The organism is Streptomyces sp. NPDC001135 (assembly GCF_053598395.1).
Genome location: NZ_JBSFKD010000025.1, coordinates 109,404 through 130,920, shown reverse-complemented (window position 1 = coordinate 130,920; position 21,517 = coordinate 109,404). Strand labels below are relative to the sequence as shown.

Below are 21,517 nucleotides of genomic sequence, written 5' to 3'. Positions count from 1 at the left end.
GGACGTACCCCGTCCCACCCGCCCCCGGAGCACCGCCAGGAGCCGCCCGATGACCGACGTCACCGTCCCCTTCCGCGCGGGGCACGAGGGCTACGCCGGATTCCGGATACCGGCCGTCGTCGCCACCCGGGCCGGCACCCTGCTCGCCTTCTGCGAGGGCCGCGTCGACTCCGCCGCCGACCACGGGCACGTCGACATCGTGGTCAAGCGCTCCACGGACGGCGGCCGCACCTGGGAGCCGCTGCGGGTCGCCGCACGCAACGGGACGGACCTCGCCGGAAACCCCGCCCCCGTCGTCCTCGACACCGGCCGGATCCTTCTCGTACACGTCCGGGCCGCCGCCACCGCCACCGAGGACGCCATCCTGCGCGGCAGGGTCACGGACGCCGACGGGCGGCGGGTATGGGTCCAGCACAGCGACGACGACGGGGTCGGCTGGTCCGCGCCCCGCGAGATCACCGCGCAGGTGAAGAAGCCCGGCTGGCGCTGGTACGCCACCACCCCCGGGCACGCCCTCCAGCTCGGCGGCGGACGCGGCGGCCGTGTTCTGGTTCCCGCCAACCACACCCTCCCGCCCCACGGCACCGACACCGGCGCCGAGCCGAAGTACCACAGCGGGCACTGTCTGCTGAGCGACGACCGGGGCGAGTCCTGGTGCCTCGGGTACCTGGACGAGAACACCGACGGGTGCGTCAACGTGAACGAGACCACCGCCGCCGAACTCCCCGACGGCCGCGTCTACTTCAACACGCGCAACGAGTCGCCCGCCCGTCCTTCGCCACCGCCCTCGCCGCAGGCGCTTCGCGCCGCCCCTCCGGTGCCCGGCAACCGCGCCGACGCGCACTCGCACGACGGCGGCAGGTCCCTCGTCGGACCCTTCCGGCCGCAGGCCGGGCTCACCACCCCCGTCTGCCAGGCCTCCGTCCTCCAGCTCCGCGACCCCGACCTGCTGCTCCTCTCCGCCCCGGCCGACCCCGCCGCCCGCGCCCTGATGACGATCCGCGCCTCCGCCGACGGCGGCACCACCTGGCGCACGGCCCTCACCGTCGACGGGCGGCCCGCCGCCTACTCCGACCTGGTCCGCGCCGACCGGGACACGGTGGGTCTGCTGTACGAGACCGGTGACTTCAGCGCCTACGAGACGATCACCTTCCGCCGGGTCCCCGTGCACCGGCTCACCTGAGCCGGTGCCGCCCGCGCCACCGACGTAGGCTCGCCCCATGACCTCTACCGACAGCGCACAGACCCCTGCCAAGGCCCCCGCCAAGGACCCCTGGGACCTGCCCGACGTCTCCGGGTACGTCGTCGGCGTGCTCGGCGGCACCGGACCGCAGGGCAAGGGACTCGCCTACCGGCTCGCCCGGGCCGGCCAGAAGGTGATCATCGGGTCCCGCGCCGCCGAACGCGCCCGGGCCGCCGCCGGGGAACTCGGTCACGGCGTCGAGGGCGCCGACAACGCCGAGACCGCGCGCCGCAGCGACATCGTGATCGTCGCCGTCCCGTGGGACGGCCACGGCGACACGCTGAAGTCCCTGCGCGAGGAGCTGGCCGGCAAGCTCGTCGTGGACTGCGTCAACCCGCTCGGCTTCGACAAGAAGGGCGCCTACGCCCTCAAGCCCGAGGAGGGCAGCGCAGCCGAACAGGCCGCCGCCCTGCTGCCGGACTCCCGGGTCACCGCCGCCTTCCACCACCTGTCGGCCGTCCTGCTCCAGGACCCCGAGATTGAGCAGATCGACACCGATGTGATGGTGCTCGGCGAGGAGCGGGCCGATGTCGAGATCGTGCAGGCCCTCGCCGGGCGCATCCCCGGGATGCGCGGCATCTTCGCCGGGCGGCTGCGCGGCGCCCACCAGGTCGAGTCGCTGGTCGCGAACCTGATCTCCGTCAACCGCCGCTACAAGGCACACGCGGGGCTCCGCGTCACGGACGTCTGAGCGGATGGGGGACACTGTTCGTCGTAGCAGTGTCCCCCGCAAGGAGCCGACCCCATGCCTCCCGTGCCCCCGCCCGCCCGGACCCGGCGACTCGCCCTCTACGCCCTCGTCGTCTGCGTCCTGTCCGTGGCCGCCGCCGTCGTCTCCTTCGTCCAGGGCAGCTGGCTGGGGATCGTGTGGGTGCTGCTGGCGGGCCTGACGTCCAACATGACCTGGTACTACGCCAAGCGCGGCCGGGCCGGCGCCGCGCAGGGCGAGTCCGTCACGGGTTGACCTGGCAGATCTCGGGGGTGCCCTGCCAGAAGCGGTACAGCTCCTGACCGCAGTAGCGCGGGAAGTCGCCCACGCCCAGGTGCCGCAGCAGCGTGTCTATGACGTCGAAGAACACGGTGTTGACCGACGGCACCCACAGCAGCGCGAACACGAACAGCAGGCCGAACTGCGCGAACGGCTCCACCTGACGCTTCACCTTGTACGACAGCCAGGGCTCGATGACGCCGTAGCCGTCGAGGCCCGGCACCGGCAGGAAGTTCAGCAGCGCGGCCGTCACCTGGAGCAGGGCCAGGAACGCCAGCGCGTACTGGAAGTCGGCGGGGACGCCGTCCAGGGCGTGCAGCCAGAACGGTGCGGTGCACACGGCCGCGAACAGCACGTTCGTCAGCGGGCCCGCCGCCGAGATCAGGCTGTGCCGCCAGCGGCCCCGGATCCGGCCGCGCTCGATGAACACCGCGCCACCCGGCAGACCGATCCCGCCCATGATCACGAAGAGCACGGGGAGCACGATGCTCAGCAGCGCGTGCGTGTACTTCAGCGGATTCAGTGTGAGATAGCCCTTGGCGCCGACCGTGATGTCCCCGCCGTGCAGGGCCGTGCGCGCGTGCGCGTACTCGTGCAGGCACAGGGAGACGATCCAGGCCGCCGTCACGAACAGGAACACCGCGACGCCCGGCTGCGCCGCGTACCCGCTCCAGGTGGCCCAGCCCGTCACCGCCGTCACGGCCAGGATCCCGACGAACACCGGACTGACTCGGCGTTCGCCGCGGCGGGAGGTGGCGGTGGTCATCGGCAGACTCCTGTGCGGACGGGGACGGTCGAGTGCGACCGTACCGGCCGCGCACGCGAGGGGGAAACGCCTCGCGCTCGCCGTCCGGTTCCTGGAAGCCTGGGGGGATGCCACGGATGAGGGTGTTCTACGAGGACTGGCAGATGGAGTGCTGCGGCAGGCCGTTCGGCGTCGGCCAGGAGGTCGGCTGGCGGCTGGTCGCCGTCGACGCGGAGGAGCCCCGGAGCGGCCACTGGTACGGCGCCCGGGCGTGGGTGGAGAACCACGGCGGCCCGAAGCGCAGGACCGTCGGCCGGGTCCACGCCATCGACCTGGTGCACCAGGAGTACACCGCCCACCACGACCCGCGCGACCCCGAACCCGCCGACCCGGCGCCCGGCACGGTGATCATCCAGGGGACCGGGCGCAGGCTGGAACCGGTGCCCGGCGCATGGACCCTGGAGCCCGTCGACCGGTGCCCCAAGTGGTTCGGGGGCTTCCAGGACGAGGAGCGGCCACCGCGGCGGGTTCCCTACCGCGTCCGCCGCGCCGTCGGCGCCCTCGTCACCCTCGACATCCCCGAGGGCGCACCGGCGCACCGCCGTGACCGCCCCTGACCACTCCGGAGACAATGGACCCCGTGCGCTATCGCCTGCTCGGCCCCACCCAGGTACTCCGCCCCGACGGTACGGCCGTCCCGGTCGGCGGGGCGCGGCTGCGCGCCCTGCTGGGCGTGCTCGCGCTGCGGACCGGTCGGACCGTGCCCGTGGGCGTACTGGTCGACGAGGTGTGGGGCGCCGAGCCCCCCGCCGACGCCGCCGGAGCGCTGCAGGCGCTCGTCGGCCGGCTGCGCCGCACCCTCGGCGCGGACGCCGTCGCCTCCGCCGACGGCGGCTACCGCCTCACCGCCGCGCCCGACGACGTCGACCTCACCCGCTTCGAGCGGCTGACCGGCGACGGCCTCGCCGCACTCGCCGACGGCGACCCGGCCAAGGCAGCCGCCGTCCTCGACGACGCGCTCGCCCTGTGGCGCGGTCCCGCCCTCGCCGACCTGCCCGACCACACCGCCGAGGCGGCCCGCTGGGAGACCCGCCGCCGCGACGCCCTGCGCGCCCGGCACACCGCCGCCCTCGCCCTGGGGCACGCCGAGCAGTCCCTGCCCGGGCTGACCGCCCTGTGCGACGACCACCCGCTGGACGAGCCGCTGCAGGCGCTCAGGCTGCGCGCCCTGCGCGACACCGGCCGCCCGGCCCAGGCACTCGCCGCCTACGAGGACGTACGACGGCTGCTCGCGGACCGGCTCGGCTCCGACCCCGGACCCGAACTGCGCGCCCTGCACGCGGAGTTGCTGCTCACACAGGCTCCGCCGGAGCCCGAGCGCCGGGCCCTCGGCAACCTGCCCGCCCGGCTCACCTCCTTCGTCGGCCGGGAGGCCGACATCGAGGCCATCGGCGCCGACCTCGCCGCCGCCCGCCTGGTCACCCTCCTCGGGCCCGGCGGCGCCGGGAAGACCCGGCTGTCCCAGGAGGCCGCCGAAGCGGTACGGCACACCGTCCGGGACGGGGTGTGGCTGGCCGAGCTCGCACCCGTGGACGACCCCGACGCCGTACCGCAGGCCGTGCTCACCGCGATCGGTGCCCGCGAGACCGTGCTGCACGGTGCCGGCGCCGAGGGCATCCGCGCGGTCGCCGACCGGTACGACGACCCCCTCGAACGGCTCGTGGAGCACTGCGCGCGGCGCCGGATGCTGATCGTGCTCGACAACTGCGAGCATGTCGTCGAGGCCGCCGCCCACCTCACCGAGCGGCTGCTGGCCCGCTGCCCCGGGCTGACCGTCCTCGCCACCAGCCGGGAACCCCTCGGTGTGCCGGGGGAGTTGGTGCGTCCGGTGGAGCCGCTGCCGGAGCCGGTCGCGCTGCGGCTGCTCGCCGACCGGGGCGCGGCGGCCCGGCCCGGATTCCGCACCGAGGACGATCCCGGGGCGAGCGCCGAGATCTGCCGGCGGCTCGACGGACTGCCCCTGGCGATCGAACTGGCGGCCGCGCGGCTGCGCATGCTCACCCCGCGGCAGATAGCGGACCGGCTCGACGACCGCTTCCGGCTGCTCACCTCGGGCAGCCGCACCGTCCTGCCCCGCCAGCAGACCCTGCGGGCCGTCGTGGACTGGTCCTGGGAGCTGCTGGACGCCGACGAACGGGACGTCCTCGCCCGGCTGTCCGTCTTCGCCGGCGGCTGCGACCTGGCCGCGGCCGAGGCCGTGTGCGGCCCCGTCGCACTGGACGCCCTCGGCTCCCTGGTCGACAAGTCCCTGGTGGTGGCCGCCCCTCTGCCGGGCGCGGCAGCCGACGGCGGGATGCGCTACCGGCTCCTGGAGACCGTCGCCGAGTACGCCGGCGAACGGCTGGACGAGACCGGCCGCCGCGCCGACGCCGAGCGCGCCCACCTGACGTACTACCGCGAACTCGCCCGTACCACCGACGCGTTGCTGCGCGGCCGCGAGCAGCGCACCGCCGTCGACCGGTTCCAGCTGGAGTACGAGAACCTGCGCACCGCCCTGCGGCACGCCGTCGCCGCGGGCGACGAGCAGGAGGCGCTGTGCCTGGTGCTGTCCCTGGTGGGGTTCTGGCAGATGCGGGACCAGCGCATCGAGACCCGCACCTGGTGCGAGGAGGTCATGGCGCTCGGCCCCGACCCCTTCGTCGCACCGGCCCGCCCCGCCCCGCCGCTGTGGCAGCGCTGCACCGACGCCCCGCCCCCGTACACCGGCGAGGTCCTCGCCGAGGCCCGGCGCGGTGTCCACCTCGCCCATCTCTCCTGCATGGACCACGACCTGGGGACGTGGCAGACGCCCGAGGCGCAGGCCAAGCTGCGGGCCATCGTGGAGACCTACGAGCCCGGGCTGCCGCAGACCTGCCGGGTGCCCGGCCTGCTCTGGTTCTTCGCCGTCATGCTGACCGGCGGCGCCGAGCGGATGTGGACCGTCATCGACGCCTGTGTCCAGACCTGCCGCGACACCCCCGGCTTCGAGTGGGAACTGGCCCTGACCCTGCAGCTGCGCGCCAACCTCCGCGCCAACCGCGCCGAATGGGCCCGCAACGCCACCCGTGACGCCGAGGAATCGCTGGAGATCTTCCGCCGCCTCGGGGACACCTGGGGCACCGCCGAGGCGCTGTCCGCCCGCGGCGAGGCCCATGAACGCCAGGGCGCCTACCGCGAGGCCGCCGCGGACTACCGGGCGGCCATCGAACAGGCCGAACGCCTCGGCGCCCGCGGCCAGATGGCCGTCCTCCGCGCCCGACTCGGCAGCGTGCTCATGGAGACCGGCGACTCGGAGCGCGGCGAACAGCTGCTCCGGGACGTCATCGCGAGCCAGGAAGGCTCCCTCAACGAGGCGATGCCCGCCGCCCGGCTCTTCCTCGCCTGCTGGCTGGGCCTGACCGGTCGCATCGCCGAGGCCCGGGAGCAACTGCAGCTGCTGCGCGAGGAGTTCAAGATCGCGCACTTCGTCGTCTTCGACTCCATGATCCTCTGCCAGGAGGCCTGGCTGGACGCTCTCGACGGGCGGGCCGAGGCCGCCCTGGACCGGTGCCGGCAGGCGATGCACCTCACGGGCGACCCGCTGGCCCAGACCATCGCCCCGCATCTGAACTCCGTCTGCCTCACCACCGCGGCGACGGCCCTCGCCGGACTGGACGGCGGCAGCCGCGCCGCCGACGCCGCCCGCTGCCTGGGCGCCGCCGACGCCCTGCTGCCGGCCGGCCACATCCTCTCCGGCGTCGAGCTGCGCTGCCACGACCTGACCGAGGCCCGGATCCGCGGGGTCCTGGACGAGCCGGCCTACCGGGCCGCGTACGCCGAGGGCGGTGGCCTCTCCCTCGCGGAGGCCACCGCCCTGATCTGAGTCACGGCTCAGCTCTTGGTGCGGAACTTGTGGATGGCGACCGGTGCCATGACCGCCGTGATGGCCACCGACCAGGCCAGCGTCACCCACAGGGGATGCGCGACCGGTCCGCCGTCCATCAGACCGCGGGCCGCGTCCGCGAGCGTGGACAGCGGGTTGTAGTCGGTGAAGTGCCGCAGCCAGCCCGGCATCGAATTCGGCGGCGCGAAGATCGAGGAACCGAACTGCAGCGGGAACAGCACCAGGAAGCCCATCGCCTGCACGGACTGCGCGTTCTTCAGGATCACGCCGAGGGTGAGGAACACCCACATGATCGAGGAGGCGAACAGCGCGGACAGCCCCACGGCCGCGAACAGGCCGGCCCAGTGGTGGATGTGGAACCCGACCAGCACGGCGACGACCATCAGCACGGTCGTGGCGAACAGCATGCGGGCCAGCTCGACGGCGATCTTCGCGAACAGCACGGACCCGCGGCCGATCGGCAGCGACCGGAACCGGTCCATCACGCCGCTGTTGAAGTCCTGGCTGAACCCGGTGCCGACGCCCTGCGACAGCGTCATGCTCATCATCGCGATCATGCCGGGGATGACGTACTGCACGTACCTGCCCTGGCCGCCGCCCAGCGCCTGCCCGATCGAGCCGCCGAAGACGTACACGAACAGCAGGGTGAAGACGACCGGCATCAGCAGCGCGTCGAACATCGACTCCGGGTCCTGGCGGATCCAGAGCAGGTTGCGGCGGATGAGCGCGCCGGTGTGCCGCAGGTGCCCGCGCAGCGGGATGCGGACGTCGGTGTCGGTGACGGTGGCGGCGCTCATACGGCGACCTCCTGGCGGGTGTCGGCGGGCGTGGTGTCCTGCGGGGTACCGGCGCGGTGGCCGGTGAGGGACAGGAACACCTCGTCCAGGCTGGGCAGTTCGGTGGTGATGGAGGAGATCGTGATGCCGCTCGCGGTGACCGCGCCGACCACGGCCGTCAGCTGTTCGTCGCTGAGGACCGGCACCAGCAGCGTCCCGGTCTCGGTGTCCACGGTGGTGCCGGCGAGCCCGGTGATGCCCAGTTCGTCCAGCATGCGGGCGAGCGGGCGCAGCCGCAGCGGGTCGACCGGCCGGACCCGGAGGGTGCGCCCGCCGACGCGGGCCTTCAGCTCCTCGATGCCGCCGGTGGCGATGACCTTGCCGCGGTCCACCACCGTCAGCTCGGAGGCGAGCTGCTCGGCCTCCTCCATGTACTGGGTGGTCAGCAGCACGGTGACCCCTTCGCCGACCATCGCCTTCACCTCGTCCCACACCTCGTTGCGGGTACGGGGGTCGAGCCCGGTGGTCGGCTCGTCGAGGTAGAGCACGGCCGGCCGGCCGATCATCGAGGCGGCGAGATCCAGCCGCCTGCGCATACCACCGGAGTACGTGCTCGCCGGCCGCCTGGCCGCCTCCGTCAGGGAGAACCGCTCCAGCAGCTCGTCGGCGCGGGCGCGGGCGTCCTTGCGGGACAGGTCCAGCAGCCGGCCGATCATGTACAGGTTCTCCCAGCCGGGAAGCTTCTCGTCCACGGAGGCGTACTGCCCGGTGAGGCCTATCACCCGGCGCAACTGGCGGGGCTGCCGTACGACGTCGTAGCCGGCCACGGTGGCCCGGCCGGCGTCCGGGGTGATCAGGGTGGACAGGATCCGTACGAGGGTGGTCTTGCCGGCGCCGTTCGGGCCGAGCACACCCATCACGGTGCCCTCGCGCACGTCCAGGTCCACCCCGTCCAGCGCCTTGGTCTCGCCGTAGTGCTTGACCAGTCCCCGTACCGTCACCGCGTGGCTCGCGCCGACGGGGTTGTCATCGATTCGCGTCATGGGGAAGACGGTGCCAGGGCCCACCGACAAACCACCGACAGCCCACCGACAGCCACCGACAACCTCCCGACGACCACCGCAACCATCAATTGAGGAACCACGACGGCGAGCAACCACCTCCGCGAGAGCGGCGCCGGTTCAGGCGCAAAAAGGGGCCAGCCCGCCGACGGGGGAAGATCGGCGGGCTGCCCGGTGGTGCCGCGATGGCTCAGTGGACGGAGTGCTCCTCCAGCGGGAACGTTCCGCCGACGACGTCCTCCGCGAACGACTTCGCCGCGTTGCCCATGACCTCACGCAGGTCCGCGTACTTCTTGACGAACTTCGGGACCCGGCCGGAGGTCAGCCCGAGCATGTCCGTCCAGACCAGGACCTGTGCGTCGGTCTCGGGGCCGGCGCCGATCCCCACCGTCGGAATGTGCAGCACCCGCGTCACCTCGGCCGCCAGCTCCGCCGGCACCAGCTCGAGGACGACCGCGAACGCACCCGCGTCCTGCACGGCCTTCGCGTCCCGCAGCAGCTGCTGCGCCGCCTCCTCGCCCCGCCCCTGCACGCGGTAGCCCATCGCGTTGACGGACTGCGGGGTCAGCCCGATGTGGGCCATGACCGGGATGCCGGACTCCACCAGCAGTCGGATCTGCTCGTGCGACCGCTCGCCACCCTCCAGCTTGACCGCGCCGACCCCGGCCTCCTTCACCAGCCGGGTCGCCGAGCGCAGCGCCTGCACCGGGCCCTCCTGGTAGGAGCCGAAGGGGAGGTCGCCGACGATCAGGGAGCGGGTCGTACCGCGGACGACGGCCGCCGACAGCATCGTCATCTCGTCGAGGGTGACGGGCACGGTCGTCTCGTACCCGAGGTGGCAGTTGCCCGCCGAGTCGCCGACCAGGATCACCGGGATCCCGGCCTCGTCGAAGACGGACGCGGTCATCGCGTCGTAGGCGGTGAGCATGGGCCACTTCTCGCCCCGCTCCTTGGCGAGCGTGATGTCGCGGACGGTGATGCGGCGGGTGCCCTTCCCCCCGTACAGCGCCTTGCTGCCGTCGGAAGGCTTGTTCTGGGCAGCCGAAAGCTGCGTCATGGCAACGGCTCCTTCAGTCATCTCGAGGCGCCCTGACGGCGTCCCCGGATCGTCTCCATGGTGGCACCTCGTGCCAGCCAGGACCAGAGGGGGCCCTTGTGATCCCGGCCCGGGGCCACCGGGCCGCCGCGTGTAAGACCTTGGTAAAGAACTAAGATACGAGACCGTTCCGTATCGAAATGGTCGTAGGCTCGAACTCATGACAAGTCCCGTCCCTGCCTCCCGAATACCGGAAGCGGTGCACCGGCGCCGCTGGGCGATCCTCGGCGTGCTCATGCTGAGCCTGCTGATCGTGGTGCTCGACAACTCGATCCTGAACGTCGCCATCAAGACCATCTCCAGCCCCGCGCCGACCGGCCTGGGCGCCACCCAGGGCCAGATCGAGTGGGCGATCAACGCCTACACCCTCGTCTTCGCCGGCCTGCTGTTCACCGCCGGCCTCGTCGGCGACCGCCTCGGCCGCAAGAAGGTGCTCCTCGGTGGCATCGCCGTGTTCGGCATCGGCTCGATGCTCGCCGCCGAGTCCGGCTCGCCGGGCCAGCTGATCGCCTACCGCGCCCTGATGGCCCTCGGTGCCGCCTTCGTGATGCCCGCCACCCTCGCCGTCCTGATGAACGTCTTCGAGCGCGAGGAGCAGCCCAAGGCCATCGGCATCTGGGCGGGCGGCGTCGGCCTCGCCATCGCCATCGGGCCGATCACCGGCGGCGCCCTCCTCGACCACTTCTGGTGGGGCTCGGTCTTCTTCGTCAACGTGCCCATCGTGATCCTCGCGCTGATCCTGATGACCTGGCTGGTGCCCGACTCCCGCGACCCCCGGCCGGGCCGCCTCGACCCCGTCGGCGTCGTCCTGTCCGTCGTCGGCCTCGTCCTGCTGGTCTACGGCATCATCAAGGGCGGCGAGCTCGCCGACTTCACCGACGCCAAGGTGCTGGCGACGATCATCGCCGGTCTCGTCGTGCTGGCCGGTTTCGTCGTCTTCGAGAAGAACAGCGACCACCCGTCGCTCGACGTGACCTATTTCAAGAACAAGGTCTTCTCGGCCGCCATGAGCGCCATCGCGCTGGTCTTCTTCGCGCTGATGGGAGTCACGTTCTTCGGCGTCTTCTACACCCAGAGCGTGCGCGGCTACTCCCCCCTGGAGTCCGGTGTGCTGATGCTGCCGCTGGCCGTCGCCCAGCTGATCTTCGCGCCGCGCGCCCGGCTGCTGGTCGACCGGTTCGGCAACAAGGCCACCACCACCGCCGGCCTGGTGCTGATCGCGGCGACGCTGGCCATGTTCGCCACCTTCGAGGCCGACACGCCGATCTGGCTGCTCGAGGTCGTCTTCTTCCTCATGGGCACCGGCATGGCGCACATCATGACGCCGACCTCGGTCGTCATCATGCAGGCGCTGCCGCGCGAGAAGGCCGGCTCCGCCTCCGCGCTCAGCAACACCTTCCGCCAGGTCGGCGGCGCGCTCGGCATCGCCGTCCTCGGCTCGGTGCTCGCCACCTCGTACCGCAACGGCATCGAGGGCAAGCTCGGCATGCTGCCGCCCGCCCTGCGCGACAAGGCCGCCGAGTCCATCGAGGCCACCCTCGGCGTCGCCGGCAAGCTCGGGCCGCGGGGCAAGGCCCTGGTCACGCCCGCCGACGACGCGTTCCTGCACGCCATGCACGTCACCGCGCTGTGCGGGGTGGGCGTCGCACTGGTCGGCGCCGTCGTCACGGCCCTGTTCCTGCCGGGCAAGCCGCCCGCCGCCGAGGAGGGCGAGAAGGAGACGGAGTTGGTCGCGGCCGCCGACTGACGAGAGACCGCGGCTCCACGGGGGAAGGAGGCGGCTGCGGGACAATTCCCGCAGCACAGTGAGAGGACGGATCGACGTGAGCCTTGCCGAAAGCCGGCCGCGCCCGGTCGGCCCCGTACGGGGCAGGCCCCGTAGCGAGGCCGTGGAACGCGCCATCATCGAGGGCGTGATGAAGCTCCTGGAGGACGGCGTGCCCCTCGCCGAACTCTCCATCGAGCGCATCGCCCGCACCGCCGGGGTCGGCAAGGCCACCATCTACCGCCGCTGGAGCGGCAAGGAGGAACTGTTCATCGACGTGGTGCGCGCCGTCGAACCCGCCGACCCCGAACTCCCCGGCGTGTCCATGCGCGACGACCTCGTCGTCCTGCTGGAGAACCTGCGCCAGCGCGGCCTCGCCAGCCGGACGTCGGCGATCCTGCACAACGCCCACGCCCAGATGAAGAGCAGCCCCAGGATCTGGGCCGCGTACCACGCGAACGTCGTGGCGCCACGCCGCGCCCTCGGTCTGGACGTGCTGCGCCGCGGGCAGTCGAACGGCGAACTGCGCACCGATGTCGACCTGGAACTGGCCAACGACATGATCGTGGGCCCCATGCTGACCCGGGCCGTGCTGCGCCCGGACGCCGAACTGCCCGAGGGGCTGGCGGAGCAGATCGTCGACACGGTCCTGGAAGGCCTACGGCCCGTCAGCTCGACAGCCTCGTAGCACTCATGTGCGCGTTTCGTCACAGACCCCGGCCGTCCGGGGGCGAACGGAACTCCCCGCCCCGCCTCGTACGTCCTCGTCTTCCGTACGGCCGTCATGGGACGGCGGGAACGGAGCCGATCATCCCCTAGGGTCGGAAGAACACGGGGACGACGGTGTGCACGGCAGGCAGTGAGGCAGACGGTATGGCGCAGCAGGCGTACATGACGGAGACGGCGGACGGCGGCTCGGGGCCCGAGCGACCGGGATCCCGGCTTCGACGCCTGATGCACCGCCTGCTCGCCGGCTGGCGCGGGGATCCACGCGTCTGGCGCCGCGGCATCGTCCTCGCGGTCCTCGCCCTGCTCCTCGCCCTGGTGATGCTGGTGCACTCGCGCATCCCGAACCGGCTGGGCAACCTCGGCAGTCTGACCGAGACGTTTCTGCCCTGGCTGGGCCTCGCCATCCCGGTCCTGCTGCTGCTCGGCCTGATCCGGAAGTCGGCGACCGCCCTCATCGCCGTGGTGCTCCCGGCGATCGTGTGGCTGAACCTCTTCGGCGGGCTGCTCACCGACAAGTCGGGCTCGGGGGGCGACCTGATGGTGGCGACCCACAACGTCAACGCCGATAACCCCGACCCCGCCGTGACCGCCCGTGACGTCGCCTCCTCCGGCGCCGACATCCTGGCCCTGGAGGAGGTCCCGGGTACGGCCGTGGCCGTCTACGAGAAGGCGCTCGCACCGACGTACCGGTACCACGCGGTCGTCGGCACGGTCGGCCTGTGGAGCAGGTACCCGATGAGCGATGCGCGGGCGGTGGACATCAAGCTCGGCTGGCAGCGCGCGATGCGGGCCACCGTCACCACCCCGCGGGGCCCCGTCGCCGTGTACGTCGCCCACATGCCCTCGGTACGGGTGAAGGTGGAGGCCGGGTTCACCGCCCGCCAGCGCGACAAGAGCGCCGACGCGCTCGGCGAGGCCATCGCCGACGAGCCCCTGAAGCGGGTCGTCCTGCTCGGTGACCTGAACGGCACGATGAACGACCGCTCGCTCAACGCCGTCACCTCCCAGATGCGCTCCACGCAGGGCGCGGCGGGCAGCGGCTTCGGGTTCAGCTGGCCGGCGTCGTTCCCGATGGCGCGGATCGACCAGATCATGGTCAGGGGCATGGAGCCGGAGAGCTCGTGGACACTGCCGCGCACCGGCAGCGATCACCTTCCGGTGGCCGCCCGTGTGAAGCTGGACACATCCTCGTAACCCGGTGGAATAGCGGGCCCGGGCGTCTTTGTTCCGTTGCTGAACATAAGCTTGGCACGGAACTCCCCCTCCCTTGAAAGGCACAGGCCCTTCATGCCCCTGGCCCTGCTCGCTCTCGCCGTCGGCGCTTTCGGCATAGGCACGACCGAGTTCGTGATGATGGGGCTGCTCCCCGACGTCGCGGACGACCTGCACATCTCGATCCCCACCGCCGGACACCTGGTCTCGGCGTACGCGCTGGGTGTGGTGATCGGCGCCCCGGTGCTCGCCGCGCTCACGGCCCGCATGTCCCGCCGCACGGTCCTGATCGCCCTGATGGCCCTGTTCGTGGCGGGCAACGCCCTCTCGGGGCTCGCCCCCGGCAACGGCTCCCTCCTCGCCGCCCGCTTCCTCAGCGGCCTGCCGCACGGTGCCTTCTTCGGCGTGGGCGCGGTCGTGGCGACGTCGATGGTCCCGCCGGAGCGCAAGGCCCGCTCCGTCTCCCTGATGTTCCTCGGCCTGACCGTCGCCAACATCGCGGGCGTGCCGGTGGCGACGCTGGTCGGCCAGCACCTGGGCTGGCGTGCGACGTTCCTGGGCGTGAGCCTGATCGGCCTGGCGGCGATCGCCTCGCTGGCCCTCCTGATCCCGCACGAGCGCGAACACGCCGCGACGTCGGCGGGCCTGCGCGGCGAACTGGCGGCCCTGCGCTCCCTCCCGGTCTGGCTGGCCCTCGGTACGACGGTGGCGGGCTTCGGCGCGCTCTTCGCGGCCTACAGCTACGTCACCCCGATGCTCACGGACACGGCGGGCTACGCCGAGACGAACGTGACCCTGCTGCTCGCGCTGTTCGGTGTGGGCGCCACGGCGGGCAACCTGCTGGGCGGACGGCTGGCCGACCACTCCCTGCGCGGAACCCTGTTCGGCGGCCTGGCTTGTCTGGGTGCGGTCCTGCTGCTCTTCCCGCTGCTCATGCGCGCGCAGTGGAGCGCGGCGCCGGGGGTCGCCCTGCTGGGTATGGCGGCGTTCGTCACGGGTTCGCCGCTCCAGCTGATGGTGATGGAGAAGGCGGCCGCGGCCCCGTCCCTGGCCTCCTCCGCCAACCAGGCGGCCTTCAACCTGGCGAACGCCGGCGGCGCCTGGATCGGCGGCCTCGCCCTCGCCGCGGGCTTCGGTACGACGTCCCCCGCGCTGGCGGGCGCGATGCTGGCGGTGCTGGGGCTGGGCGTGGCGAGCGTGGCGTACGCGGTGGACCGCCGCAGGGCGACTCCGCCGTCGGGCCGGGTGATCACCTCGCACCTTCCGGAGGAGTCGGGTGCGCTGCACCACTGACCCGGCCTTTCGCCCACCACGCAAAGGGACCCGGGGTCTTCACGACCCCGGGTCCCTTCCCGTTCAGCGGAGCGTCAGTGCTTCTTGGCGCCCTTCGCGTACGACGCGACGTACCCGCCCGCGGGCGAGCCCACGCCGGTGACGTCGTCGTAGCCCTTCACCGCGGACAGCGAGCTGTCCTTGCCGAGGCTGCGGACCGAGGTCGCGAGGCCGCCGGAGGCGTCGAGGCCGTTGACGAAGTCGATCCGGGCCACCGCCAGGTCGGTGCCGGTCGGCTTGTCCGTGACGTCGTGGTAGACGCCCTGCTTGCCGTACTTGCCGTAGATCGTCGGGTTGGCGAAGCCGATCGCCTTGCCGCCGCGCGCCTCCTGGGCCAGGGCCTGGACCGCCGCGATCACCGGAGCGGCGAGCGAGGTGCCGCCGATGCGGTACTCGCTGTACTGCTGCGAGCCGTCCGGGAAGGTCTGGGTCTGGCCGACCAGGAAGCCGGTGTTCGGGTCGGCGATGGCCGCGATGTCCGGGACGACGCGGTTGCCGGCGGCGTTGTTGGCCGTGGCCAGCGCCTGCGGGACGATGCCCTTCTGGTAGTACGGCTGCGGCACGGTCTTGCTGGTGCCGCCGCCCGCGCCCGAGGTGAACGTGCCGGGGAAGTTCGTCCAGCTCTTGCCGTCGGCCGCCAGGGTCGCCTTCTCGGTGCCCCAGCCGGTCTCCCACTGGTACGCGTTGTCCTTGCCGACGGCCAGCGAGGTACCGCCGACCGCGGTCACCCAGGCCGAGTTGGCCGGGGTGTCGACCTGCTTCGTACCGGACTTGGCGGCCTGGTCGCCGTCGTCACCGGAGGAGAAGTAGAAGCCGATGCCCTGCACCGCGCCCAGCTGGAAGACCTGGTCGTAGGCGGCGGCGAGGTCCGGCGTCTGGTTGGCCTCGATGTCGCCCCAGGAGTTGGAGACGATGTCGGCCAGGTGGTTGTCGACGACCTTGCTGAGCGAGTCGAGCAGGTCGGCGTCGTAGCAGGAGGCCGCGCCGACGTAGGTGACGTCGGCGGCCGGGGCGACCGCGTGCACGGCCTCGACGTCGAGGGTCTCCTCGCCGTACCAGCCGGCGGCGCCGCACTCCTTGGTCTTGGTGTAGTTCTTCGGCAGCACCTGGTGCAGCTGGCCGGTCTTCCAGGCCGCGTCACCGTGCTTCTGCGCGTAGCTGCCCGCGTCGAAGGCGATGGTCGGCGAGGCGTAGGCGTCCGTGATGGCGATCCGGACACCCTTGCCGGTGTAGCTGCCCGCGCCGTAGGCGGAGCGCAGCTGCTTGCCGGTGTAGCCCTTGATCGCGTACGGGATCTTGCCGCCGTACGCGTCCGGGAGGGTGGTCGCGATGTTCGAGCCGTAGTACGAGGAGAACGGGCCCGAGTTCTTGAACACGGCGTCCGGCGGCGGGAGCTGGTCGTCGTGGTTCGACTTGTGCGGGGCGTTGTCCAGGCCGGTGACGGTCAGGACGGCGTCCTTCAGGCTGTCCGGCACGGAGGCCGTCTGCGCCGGGGCGCGGTAGGTCGCCGAGCCCTTGGCGAAGTTGTGCAGCTGGGTGCCGAACGCCTTCTCGGCGGCGGCCACGTCACCGGAGACGGCGACGTAGTGCGAGGTGACCCCGGTGACCTTCAGACCGGCCGAGGTCAGCCAGGACTTGACGGCGGCCACCTGGGCCTTGGTGGCCCCGAAGCGGGCCTGCGCCTTCTTGGCGTTCAGGTACTTGCCGTACAGCGGCGAGCTGGGGTCGGACACGGCCTTGGCGTAGGCGGCGAGGCCCGCCGCGTCCTTGCCGGCCAGGTAGACCCGGGCGTTCACCTTGGCGCTGTCCGGGGTCGCGCCCTTGTCCGCCTTGGGCGTGGCCCACAGCGGCTTGGTGCCCTTCAGTGCGTCACGAGCGGGGCTGTCCGCGGCGTGCGCCGCGGGTATGCCCAGCGCCAGAGCGCCGGCGACCATGGGCAGTGTCGCTGCCATGCTCACGGCGCGCAGCTTGGCGCGGTTGGATCTCATAGAACCCCCTGCGATGCGGTTCGCATGCATGTAGTGGTCGGTACGTCACGCGTCCGCGCGCCGGCCCGCGGCGGTTCGGCCGGTCGAATGGATCACATGATGGGGGTCACTCTGTCGATGAACCGTTCATGCCAGGGGAACGTAAAGGTCAAGAGAAGCTCAAGTGCCCGTCAGGTAAGGCGAATTGCGCCTTTCGTCCCTCACGGTTGGGTAACGGAACGGCCCGGCGACTGTTCACGTACCGCCGTTCACGAACGCGGGGCCGCGCCCCGCTCCTTGAGCATCCCGGCCATCACCTGGAGCTCCGACTGCTGCGCGTCGACCATCCCCTGCGCGAGCCTCTTCTCCACGCCGACGGTGCACTTGGCCACGCACCCCTCGGCCATGTGGATCCCGCCCTTGTGGTGGTCCGTCATCAGCTGCAGGTAGAGGACCTCGGCCTGCTTGCCGCTGAGCGACTGGAGCTTCTTCAGCTCCGTGTTCGTCGCCATGCCCGGCATCAGCGCGCCGTCCTTGCCGGAGGCCATGTCGCCCATGCCCATCCAGGTCATCGGCGGCTCGGCCGACACCTTCGGCAGCTCCCACAGGTCCAGCCAGCCGAGCAGCATGCCGCGCTGGTTGGCCTGCGTCTGCGCGATGTCGTAGGCGAGCCTGCGCACTTCCTCGTTCTTCGTGCGGTCCCGGACGATGTACGACATCTCGACGGCCTGCTGGTGGTGGACCGCCATGTCCCGCGCGAACCCGGCGTCCGCCGACTCCGGGCCCGGCGTCTTGGGGTCCGGGCCGCCGGAGTCCTCGGCGGCCGCGTAGGTGATCGCGCCGGCCGCGACGAGTACCGCCGCCGCGGCCCCCGCGAGCCAGCCGACGTGCCGGCGCCTCACTACATCGCCCCGCTGGTGCAGGCGGCCCCCGGCTCCGGGGTCTGCGGGCCCTGGACGTAGGCGGCGAAGAACTTGTTCACCTCGGGGTCGTCCGCGCTCTTGACGGTCACCTGGTGGCCCCAGGCGGACAGGACCAGCGGCGCCGCCTGATGGTCGTACGGGCTCATCAGCGAGTACGGCGTCTTCTTCACCTTCGCCGCCAGCGCGTCGACGTCGGCCTTCTTCGCCTTACTGGTGTACGTCACCCAGACCGCGCCGTGCTCCAGCGAGTGCACGGCGTTCTCGTCCTGCAGCGGCTTGGTGTAGACGGTCCCGTCGCAGGTCGCCCAGATCGGGTTGTGGTTGCCGCCGACCGGGGGGTGCATCGGGTACGACACCTTGGTCTGGACGTGCGTCCGCGCCAGTTTCCCGGACCAGCTCTGCACGCCGTCCTTGCCGGTGGTCCAGTGCCCCGAGTCCCCGGAGTCCCCGGAGCTCTTGGAGTCGCTCGCGCTGTTCTTCTTGTCGTCCGACCGGGAGTTCACGAGGACCACACCGCCGGCCACGAGGCCGGCGACGACCACCACGCTCGCGGCGATGGTGAGCGCACGGCCGCGACGCTCGCGCGCACGCTCGGCACGGCGCATCTCTTCTATGCGCGCCTTGCGCGCCGCGCTGCTGTTCTTGGCGGAACCCATGAGTGTCCTTCTGGGGGAAAGGGCCGGCAACGGGAAGGGTGTGGCGAGCAGATCGTAATGGGGAAGGGGTGGGCTTCCGTAGGCCGGGAGCGGCGAAGAGAGGGGGCCGGGGGAGACCGAGGGATAATTTGAACCGCGGATGCGTATTACCTAGGCTCGTGGTATGCGGCTCCTGCGCTCCACCGACCTGGCCCTGCGCGTCCTGATGCGACTGGCCGTCGCCGCCGACGCCACGCCCACCACCCGCCAGGTCGCGGCGGACATGGACGTGCCCTACACGCACGCCGCGAAGGTCGTCGCCGAACTCCAGCACCTGGGCCTCGTCGACGCCCGGCGCGGCCGGGGCGGGGGTCTCACGCTCACCGGGAAGGGCCGTACGGCCTCGGTCGGCGCGGTGGTGCGCACCTTCGAGGGCGAGGGCGACGTGGTCGACTGCGAGGGCCCGACCCCCTGCCCCCTGAACTCCGGCTGCCGCCTGCGCGGCGCCCTGCGCCGGGCGCAGGAGGCCTTCTTCGCCGCGCTGGACCCCGTCACGGTTGCCGACATCGTCTCCGAACCCACCGGTCCTTTGCTGCTCGGTATCTCCCGGGGGGCGCGGCGCGCCTGACGGCCGGCATCCCTGGCCGGAAACCGTCGTTGATCGCCGGGCGGATCTGATGAAGGCTGGGGGCCGGCTCGGAACGACGACGGGGGTACGTCATGAAGGTCCTCATCTCCGGCGCGAGCGTGGCCGGTCCCGCGCTCGCCTTCCTCCTGCGGCGCGACGGCCACGAGGTGACCGTGGTCGAGCGCGCCCCGGCCCTGCGGGACAGCGGCTACGCCGTCGACTTCCGGGGCGCGGCCTTCGAGGTGCTGGCGGACCTGGGGATCCTGGAGGAGGTGCGCGGGCACGCCACCGGGATGACCGGCACCGACCTGCTGGACGCCGGCGGCGACCGCGTGGGCGAGCTGCCCGCCGAGCACTTCGCCGGTGAGCTGGAGGTGCCCAAGCGGGACCTGACCCGCATCCTGCACGCGCACACGGCGCAGCAGGTGCGCTATGTCTTCGACGACTCGGTCAACGCGATCGAGCAGGACGCCGACGGGGTCCGGGTCGGCTTCGAACGCGCCGCCCCGGACACCTACGACCTGGTCGTCGGTGCCGACGGCATCTACTCGGTGGTGCGCCGCCTGGTCTTCGGCCCGCACAGCGAGGCCATCCGGCACCTCGGCCTGTCGGGTGCGGGCTTCAGCGCCCCGAACCGGCTGGGCCTGGACCACCGGGGTGTGCTGTGGCAGACCCCCGGCCGGGCGGTCTACGCGTTCAGCGCGGCCGACCCCGAGCGGATGTCCGTCAGCCTCTCCTTCGCCAGTGACTCGCCGAAGCTGGACCTGCTGGGCCGCGCGGAGCAGGAGCGGACCACCCGGGAGCGGATGGCAGGCGCCGGCTGGATCGTGCCCCGCCTGCTGGACGACATGTCCGCCGCCACCGACCTCTACTTCTCCTCGGCCTGCCAGGTCCACCTCGACCGCTGGTCCGAGGGCCGGGTGGTGCTGCTGGGCGACGCCGGTTACTGCGCCGCCCCCACCTCGGGCATGGGCACCTCCCAGGCGCTGATCGGCGCCCGCACCCTGGCCCGGCACCTCGCCGAGTCCGGCGGCGACCACCTCAAGGCCTTCGCCGCCTATGAGCAGGAACTGCGCCCGTACGTGGCGGAGAACCAGCAGACGGGCCGGGAGGGCGCCCGCAGCTTCGGCGCCCCTTGACCGGAGGGGCTCAGCCCCGGGCCAGCCACAGGTCCGGGCCGAACACCTCGTAGTGGATGTCGGCCGGGGCCACGCCCCGCTCGATCAGCTGGGCGCGGACCGCGCGCATGAAGGGCAGCGGCCCGCACAGGTACGCGCGCGTGCCGGGCCGTACGGGGATCCCGGCCAGGTCGACCAGGCCGGTGCGGGTCCCCGGCTCCGCGTCGCGCTCGTAGAAGAAGTGCACGGACGCTTCGGGGAGCTTCCCGGCATAGGTCTCGTGGTCGGCGCGCAGGGCGTGGTCGGCGGGGGAGCGGTCGCCGTGGACGACGGTGACCGGGCCCTGGTGGCCGGTGGCCGCGAGGTCGGCCAGCATGGCGACCATGGGGGTCACACCGATGCCGGCGGAGGCGAGCAGCAGCGGGGTTGCGGCGTCGGCGTCCAGGACGAGGTCGCCGTACGGCTCGGACAGGTCCAGGACGTCGCCGGGCCGCACGCGTGCGTGGAGGTGGTGCGACACCTCGCCGTCGGGGGTGGCGTCGTCCCCGCGCACGCGCTTGACGCTGAACTGGCGCACGCTTCCGCCCGGCGCCCCGGACAGGCTGTACTGCCGTACCTGGCGGGCGCCGTCGGGCAGCTCGACCTGGACGGAGACGTACTGACCGGCGCGGAAGGCGCGCACCGGGCCGCCGTCGGCCGGGCGCAGCCGGAAGGTGACGACGTCCGCCGTCTCCTCGACGCGCTCCACGACCTCCCACGGCCGCCGGACCCGGCTGCCGCTCTCCTCGTACAGCCGCTTCTCGATCGCGACGAGCGCGTTGGCCATCAGCCAGTAGACCTCGGTCCAGGCGGCGGCCACCTCGGGCGTCACGGCCTCGCCGAGGACGTCGGCGATGGCGGCGAAGAGGTGCTCGTGCACGACGTCGTACTGCTCGGGCGCGACGCCCAGCGAGGCGTGCTTGTGGGCGATGCGGCCGAGCATCGCGTCGGGCCGGGTGTCCGGGTGCTCCAGCAGGTGTGTGGCGAAGGCGGCGATGGAGCCGGCCAGGGCCTGCTTCTGGGCGCCGGAGGCCTGGTTTCCGCGGTTGAACAGGTCCCGCAGCAGTTCGGGGTGGGCGGCGAAGAGGCGGGCGTAGAAGCGCTCGGTGATCTCGCCGATGGCCGCGCCCACGGCGGGAAGGGTGGCGCGGACGGTGGCTGCGGACTGCTCGGACAGCATCGGGACTCCTCACGACTCGGCTGATCGAGACGCTATGAAAACTTGCATCTGAGATGCAAATTAAACAGGCGTGGCATCCCTCACGTCGCGAACCGGACCGGCCATTACGGATGTCGGTCCGAGCAGGCAAGATGGGCGAGAGAGCAGTACACCTGCCG

19 protein-coding genes are annotated in these 21,517 nt (G+C 72.1%); 11 read left to right on the top strand and 8 right to left on the bottom strand.

Annotated elements, in window-relative coordinates; translation table 11 throughout:
* The first annotated feature begins 49 nt into the window (after positions 1 to 49).
* The 3 genes from ACWC94_RS27675 to ACWC94_RS27665 are packed head-to-tail and all read left to right on the top strand — an operon-like array spanning position 50 to position 2,207.
* Positions 50 to 1,183 carry a sialidase family protein gene (locus ACWC94_RS27675; protein ID WP_450799811.1) on the top strand — a complete coding sequence of 378 codons (1,134 nt, stop codon included), beginning with the start codon at positions 50 to 52 and terminating at the stop codon, positions 1,181 to 1,183.
* 37 nt (positions 1,184 to 1,220) lie between these two features.
* Positions 1,221 to 1,934, top strand: a complete 714-nt coding sequence (gene npdG, locus ACWC94_RS27670) for an NADPH-dependent F420 reductase (RefSeq protein ID WP_450799810.1) — start codon at positions 1,221 to 1,223, stop codon at positions 1,932 to 1,934.
* A gap of 54 nt (positions 1,935 to 1,988) precedes the next feature.
* Positions 1,989 to 2,207, top strand: a complete 219-nt coding sequence (locus ACWC94_RS27665) for a hypothetical protein (protein WP_450799808.1) — start codon at positions 1,989 to 1,991, stop codon at positions 2,205 to 2,207.
* On the opposite strand, the gene ACWC94_RS27660 is transcribed toward ACWC94_RS27665, so the two are convergent.
* Positions 2,197 to 2,997, bottom strand: coding sequence for a site-2 protease family protein (locus ACWC94_RS27660; protein WP_450799807.1), 801 nt, complete (start codon positions 2,995 to 2,997; stop codon positions 2,197 to 2,199). The two genes, ACWC94_RS27665 and ACWC94_RS27660, sit on opposite strands and share 11 nt — an antisense overlap.
* Positions 2,998 to 3,113: 116 nt before the next feature.
* On the opposite strand from ACWC94_RS27660, the gene ACWC94_RS27655 reads away from it, so the two are divergent.
* Complete coding sequence (locus ACWC94_RS27655) at positions 3,114 to 3,593, top strand: DUF6578 domain-containing protein (protein ID WP_450799806.1); 480 nt, start codon at positions 3,114 to 3,116, stop codon at positions 3,591 to 3,593.
* Between the two features lie 14 nt (positions 3,594 to 3,607).
* Positions 3,608 to 6,877 carry a BTAD domain-containing putative transcriptional regulator gene (locus ACWC94_RS27650; RefSeq protein ID WP_450799805.1) on the top strand — a complete coding sequence of 1,090 codons (3,270 nt, stop codon included), beginning with the start codon at positions 3,608 to 3,610 and terminating at the stop codon, positions 6,875 to 6,877.
* 8 nt (positions 6,878 to 6,885) lie between these two features.
* On the opposite strand, the gene ACWC94_RS27645 is transcribed toward ACWC94_RS27650, so the two are convergent.
* The 3 genes from ACWC94_RS27645 to panB all read right to left on the bottom strand — a co-directional run bounded on the left by ACWC94_RS27645 (position 6,886) and on the right by panB (position 9,792).
* Entirely contained in the window at positions 6,886 to 7,695 is an 810-nt protein-coding gene (locus ACWC94_RS27645) for an ABC transporter permease (protein ID WP_450799804.1), read from the bottom strand.
* Positions 7,692 to 8,717, bottom strand: coding sequence for an ATP-binding cassette domain-containing protein (locus ACWC94_RS27640; RefSeq protein ID WP_450799803.1), 1,026 nt, complete (start codon positions 8,715 to 8,717; stop codon positions 7,692 to 7,694). The genes ACWC94_RS27645 and ACWC94_RS27640 overlap by 4 nt, the downstream gene beginning before the upstream one ends.
* 208 nt (positions 8,718 to 8,925) lie before the next feature.
* Entirely contained in the window at positions 8,926 to 9,792 is an 867-nt protein-coding gene (panB, locus tag ACWC94_RS27635) for a 3-methyl-2-oxobutanoate hydroxymethyltransferase (protein ID WP_450799802.1), read from the bottom strand.
* Positions 9,793 to 9,991: 199 nt separating this feature from the next.
* Between panB and ACWC94_RS27630 the strand changes: the two genes are divergently transcribed.
* From ACWC94_RS27630 to ACWC94_RS27615, 4 genes are all read left to right on the top strand, one after another.
* Positions 9,992 to 11,578, top strand: coding sequence for an MFS transporter (locus ACWC94_RS27630; RefSeq protein ID WP_450799801.1), 1,587 nt, complete (start codon positions 9,992 to 9,994; stop codon positions 11,576 to 11,578).
* 76 nt (positions 11,579 to 11,654) lie between these two features.
* The gene (locus ACWC94_RS27625; RefSeq protein WP_450799800.1) at positions 11,655 to 12,284 is read left to right on the top strand and encodes a TetR/AcrR family transcriptional regulator; all 630 of its coding nucleotides are present in this window, start codon (positions 11,655 to 11,657) and stop codon (positions 12,282 to 12,284) included.
* A gap of 266 nt (positions 12,285 to 12,550) precedes the next feature.
* Positions 12,551 to 13,519, top strand: a complete 969-nt coding sequence (locus tag ACWC94_RS27620; RefSeq protein WP_450799841.1) for an endonuclease/exonuclease/phosphatase family protein — start codon at positions 12,551 to 12,553, stop codon at positions 13,517 to 13,519.
* A gap of 93 nt (positions 13,520 to 13,612) precedes the next feature.
* A complete protein-coding gene (locus ACWC94_RS27615) occupies positions 13,613 to 14,830 on the top strand; it encodes an MFS transporter (protein WP_450799799.1) in 1,218 nt (405 codons plus the stop codon).
* A 74-nt stretch (positions 14,831 to 14,904) separates the two neighbouring features.
* Here the strand turns inward: ACWC94_RS27615 and ACWC94_RS27610 are convergent, their stop codons facing one another.
* From ACWC94_RS27610 to ACWC94_RS27600, 3 genes are all read right to left on the bottom strand, one after another.
* Complete coding sequence (locus ACWC94_RS27610; protein WP_450799798.1) at positions 14,905 to 16,857, bottom strand: S53 family peptidase; 1,953 nt, start codon at positions 16,855 to 16,857, stop codon at positions 14,905 to 14,907.
* Between the two features lie 248 nt (positions 16,858 to 17,105).
* The gene (locus tag ACWC94_RS27605; RefSeq protein ID WP_450799797.1) at positions 17,106 to 17,738 is read right to left on the bottom strand and encodes a DUF305 domain-containing protein; all 633 of its coding nucleotides are present in this window, start codon (positions 17,736 to 17,738) and stop codon (positions 17,106 to 17,108) included.
* Entirely contained in the window at positions 17,738 to 18,415 is a 678-nt protein-coding gene (locus tag ACWC94_RS27600) for a DUF3105 domain-containing protein (RefSeq protein ID WP_450799796.1), read from the bottom strand. The genes ACWC94_RS27605 and ACWC94_RS27600 overlap by 1 nt, the downstream gene beginning before the upstream one ends.
* 163 nt (positions 18,416 to 18,578) lie before the next feature.
* Between ACWC94_RS27600 and ACWC94_RS27595 the strand changes: the two genes are divergently transcribed.
* A complete protein-coding gene (locus tag ACWC94_RS27595; RefSeq protein WP_450799795.1) occupies positions 18,579 to 19,022 on the top strand; it encodes an Rrf2 family transcriptional regulator in 444 nt (147 codons plus the stop codon).
* Between the two features lie 92 nt (positions 19,023 to 19,114).
* Positions 19,115 to 20,161, top strand: coding sequence for an FAD-dependent monooxygenase (locus tag ACWC94_RS27590; protein ID WP_450799794.1), 1,047 nt, complete (start codon positions 19,115 to 19,117; stop codon positions 20,159 to 20,161).
* 10 nt (positions 20,162 to 20,171) lie between these two features.
* On the opposite strand, the gene ACWC94_RS27585 is transcribed toward ACWC94_RS27590, so the two are convergent.
* Positions 20,172 to 21,359, bottom strand: coding sequence for a globin domain-containing protein (locus ACWC94_RS27585; protein WP_450799793.1), 1,188 nt, complete (start codon positions 21,357 to 21,359; stop codon positions 20,172 to 20,174).
* Between the last annotated feature and the right edge of the window lie 158 nt (positions 21,360 to 21,517).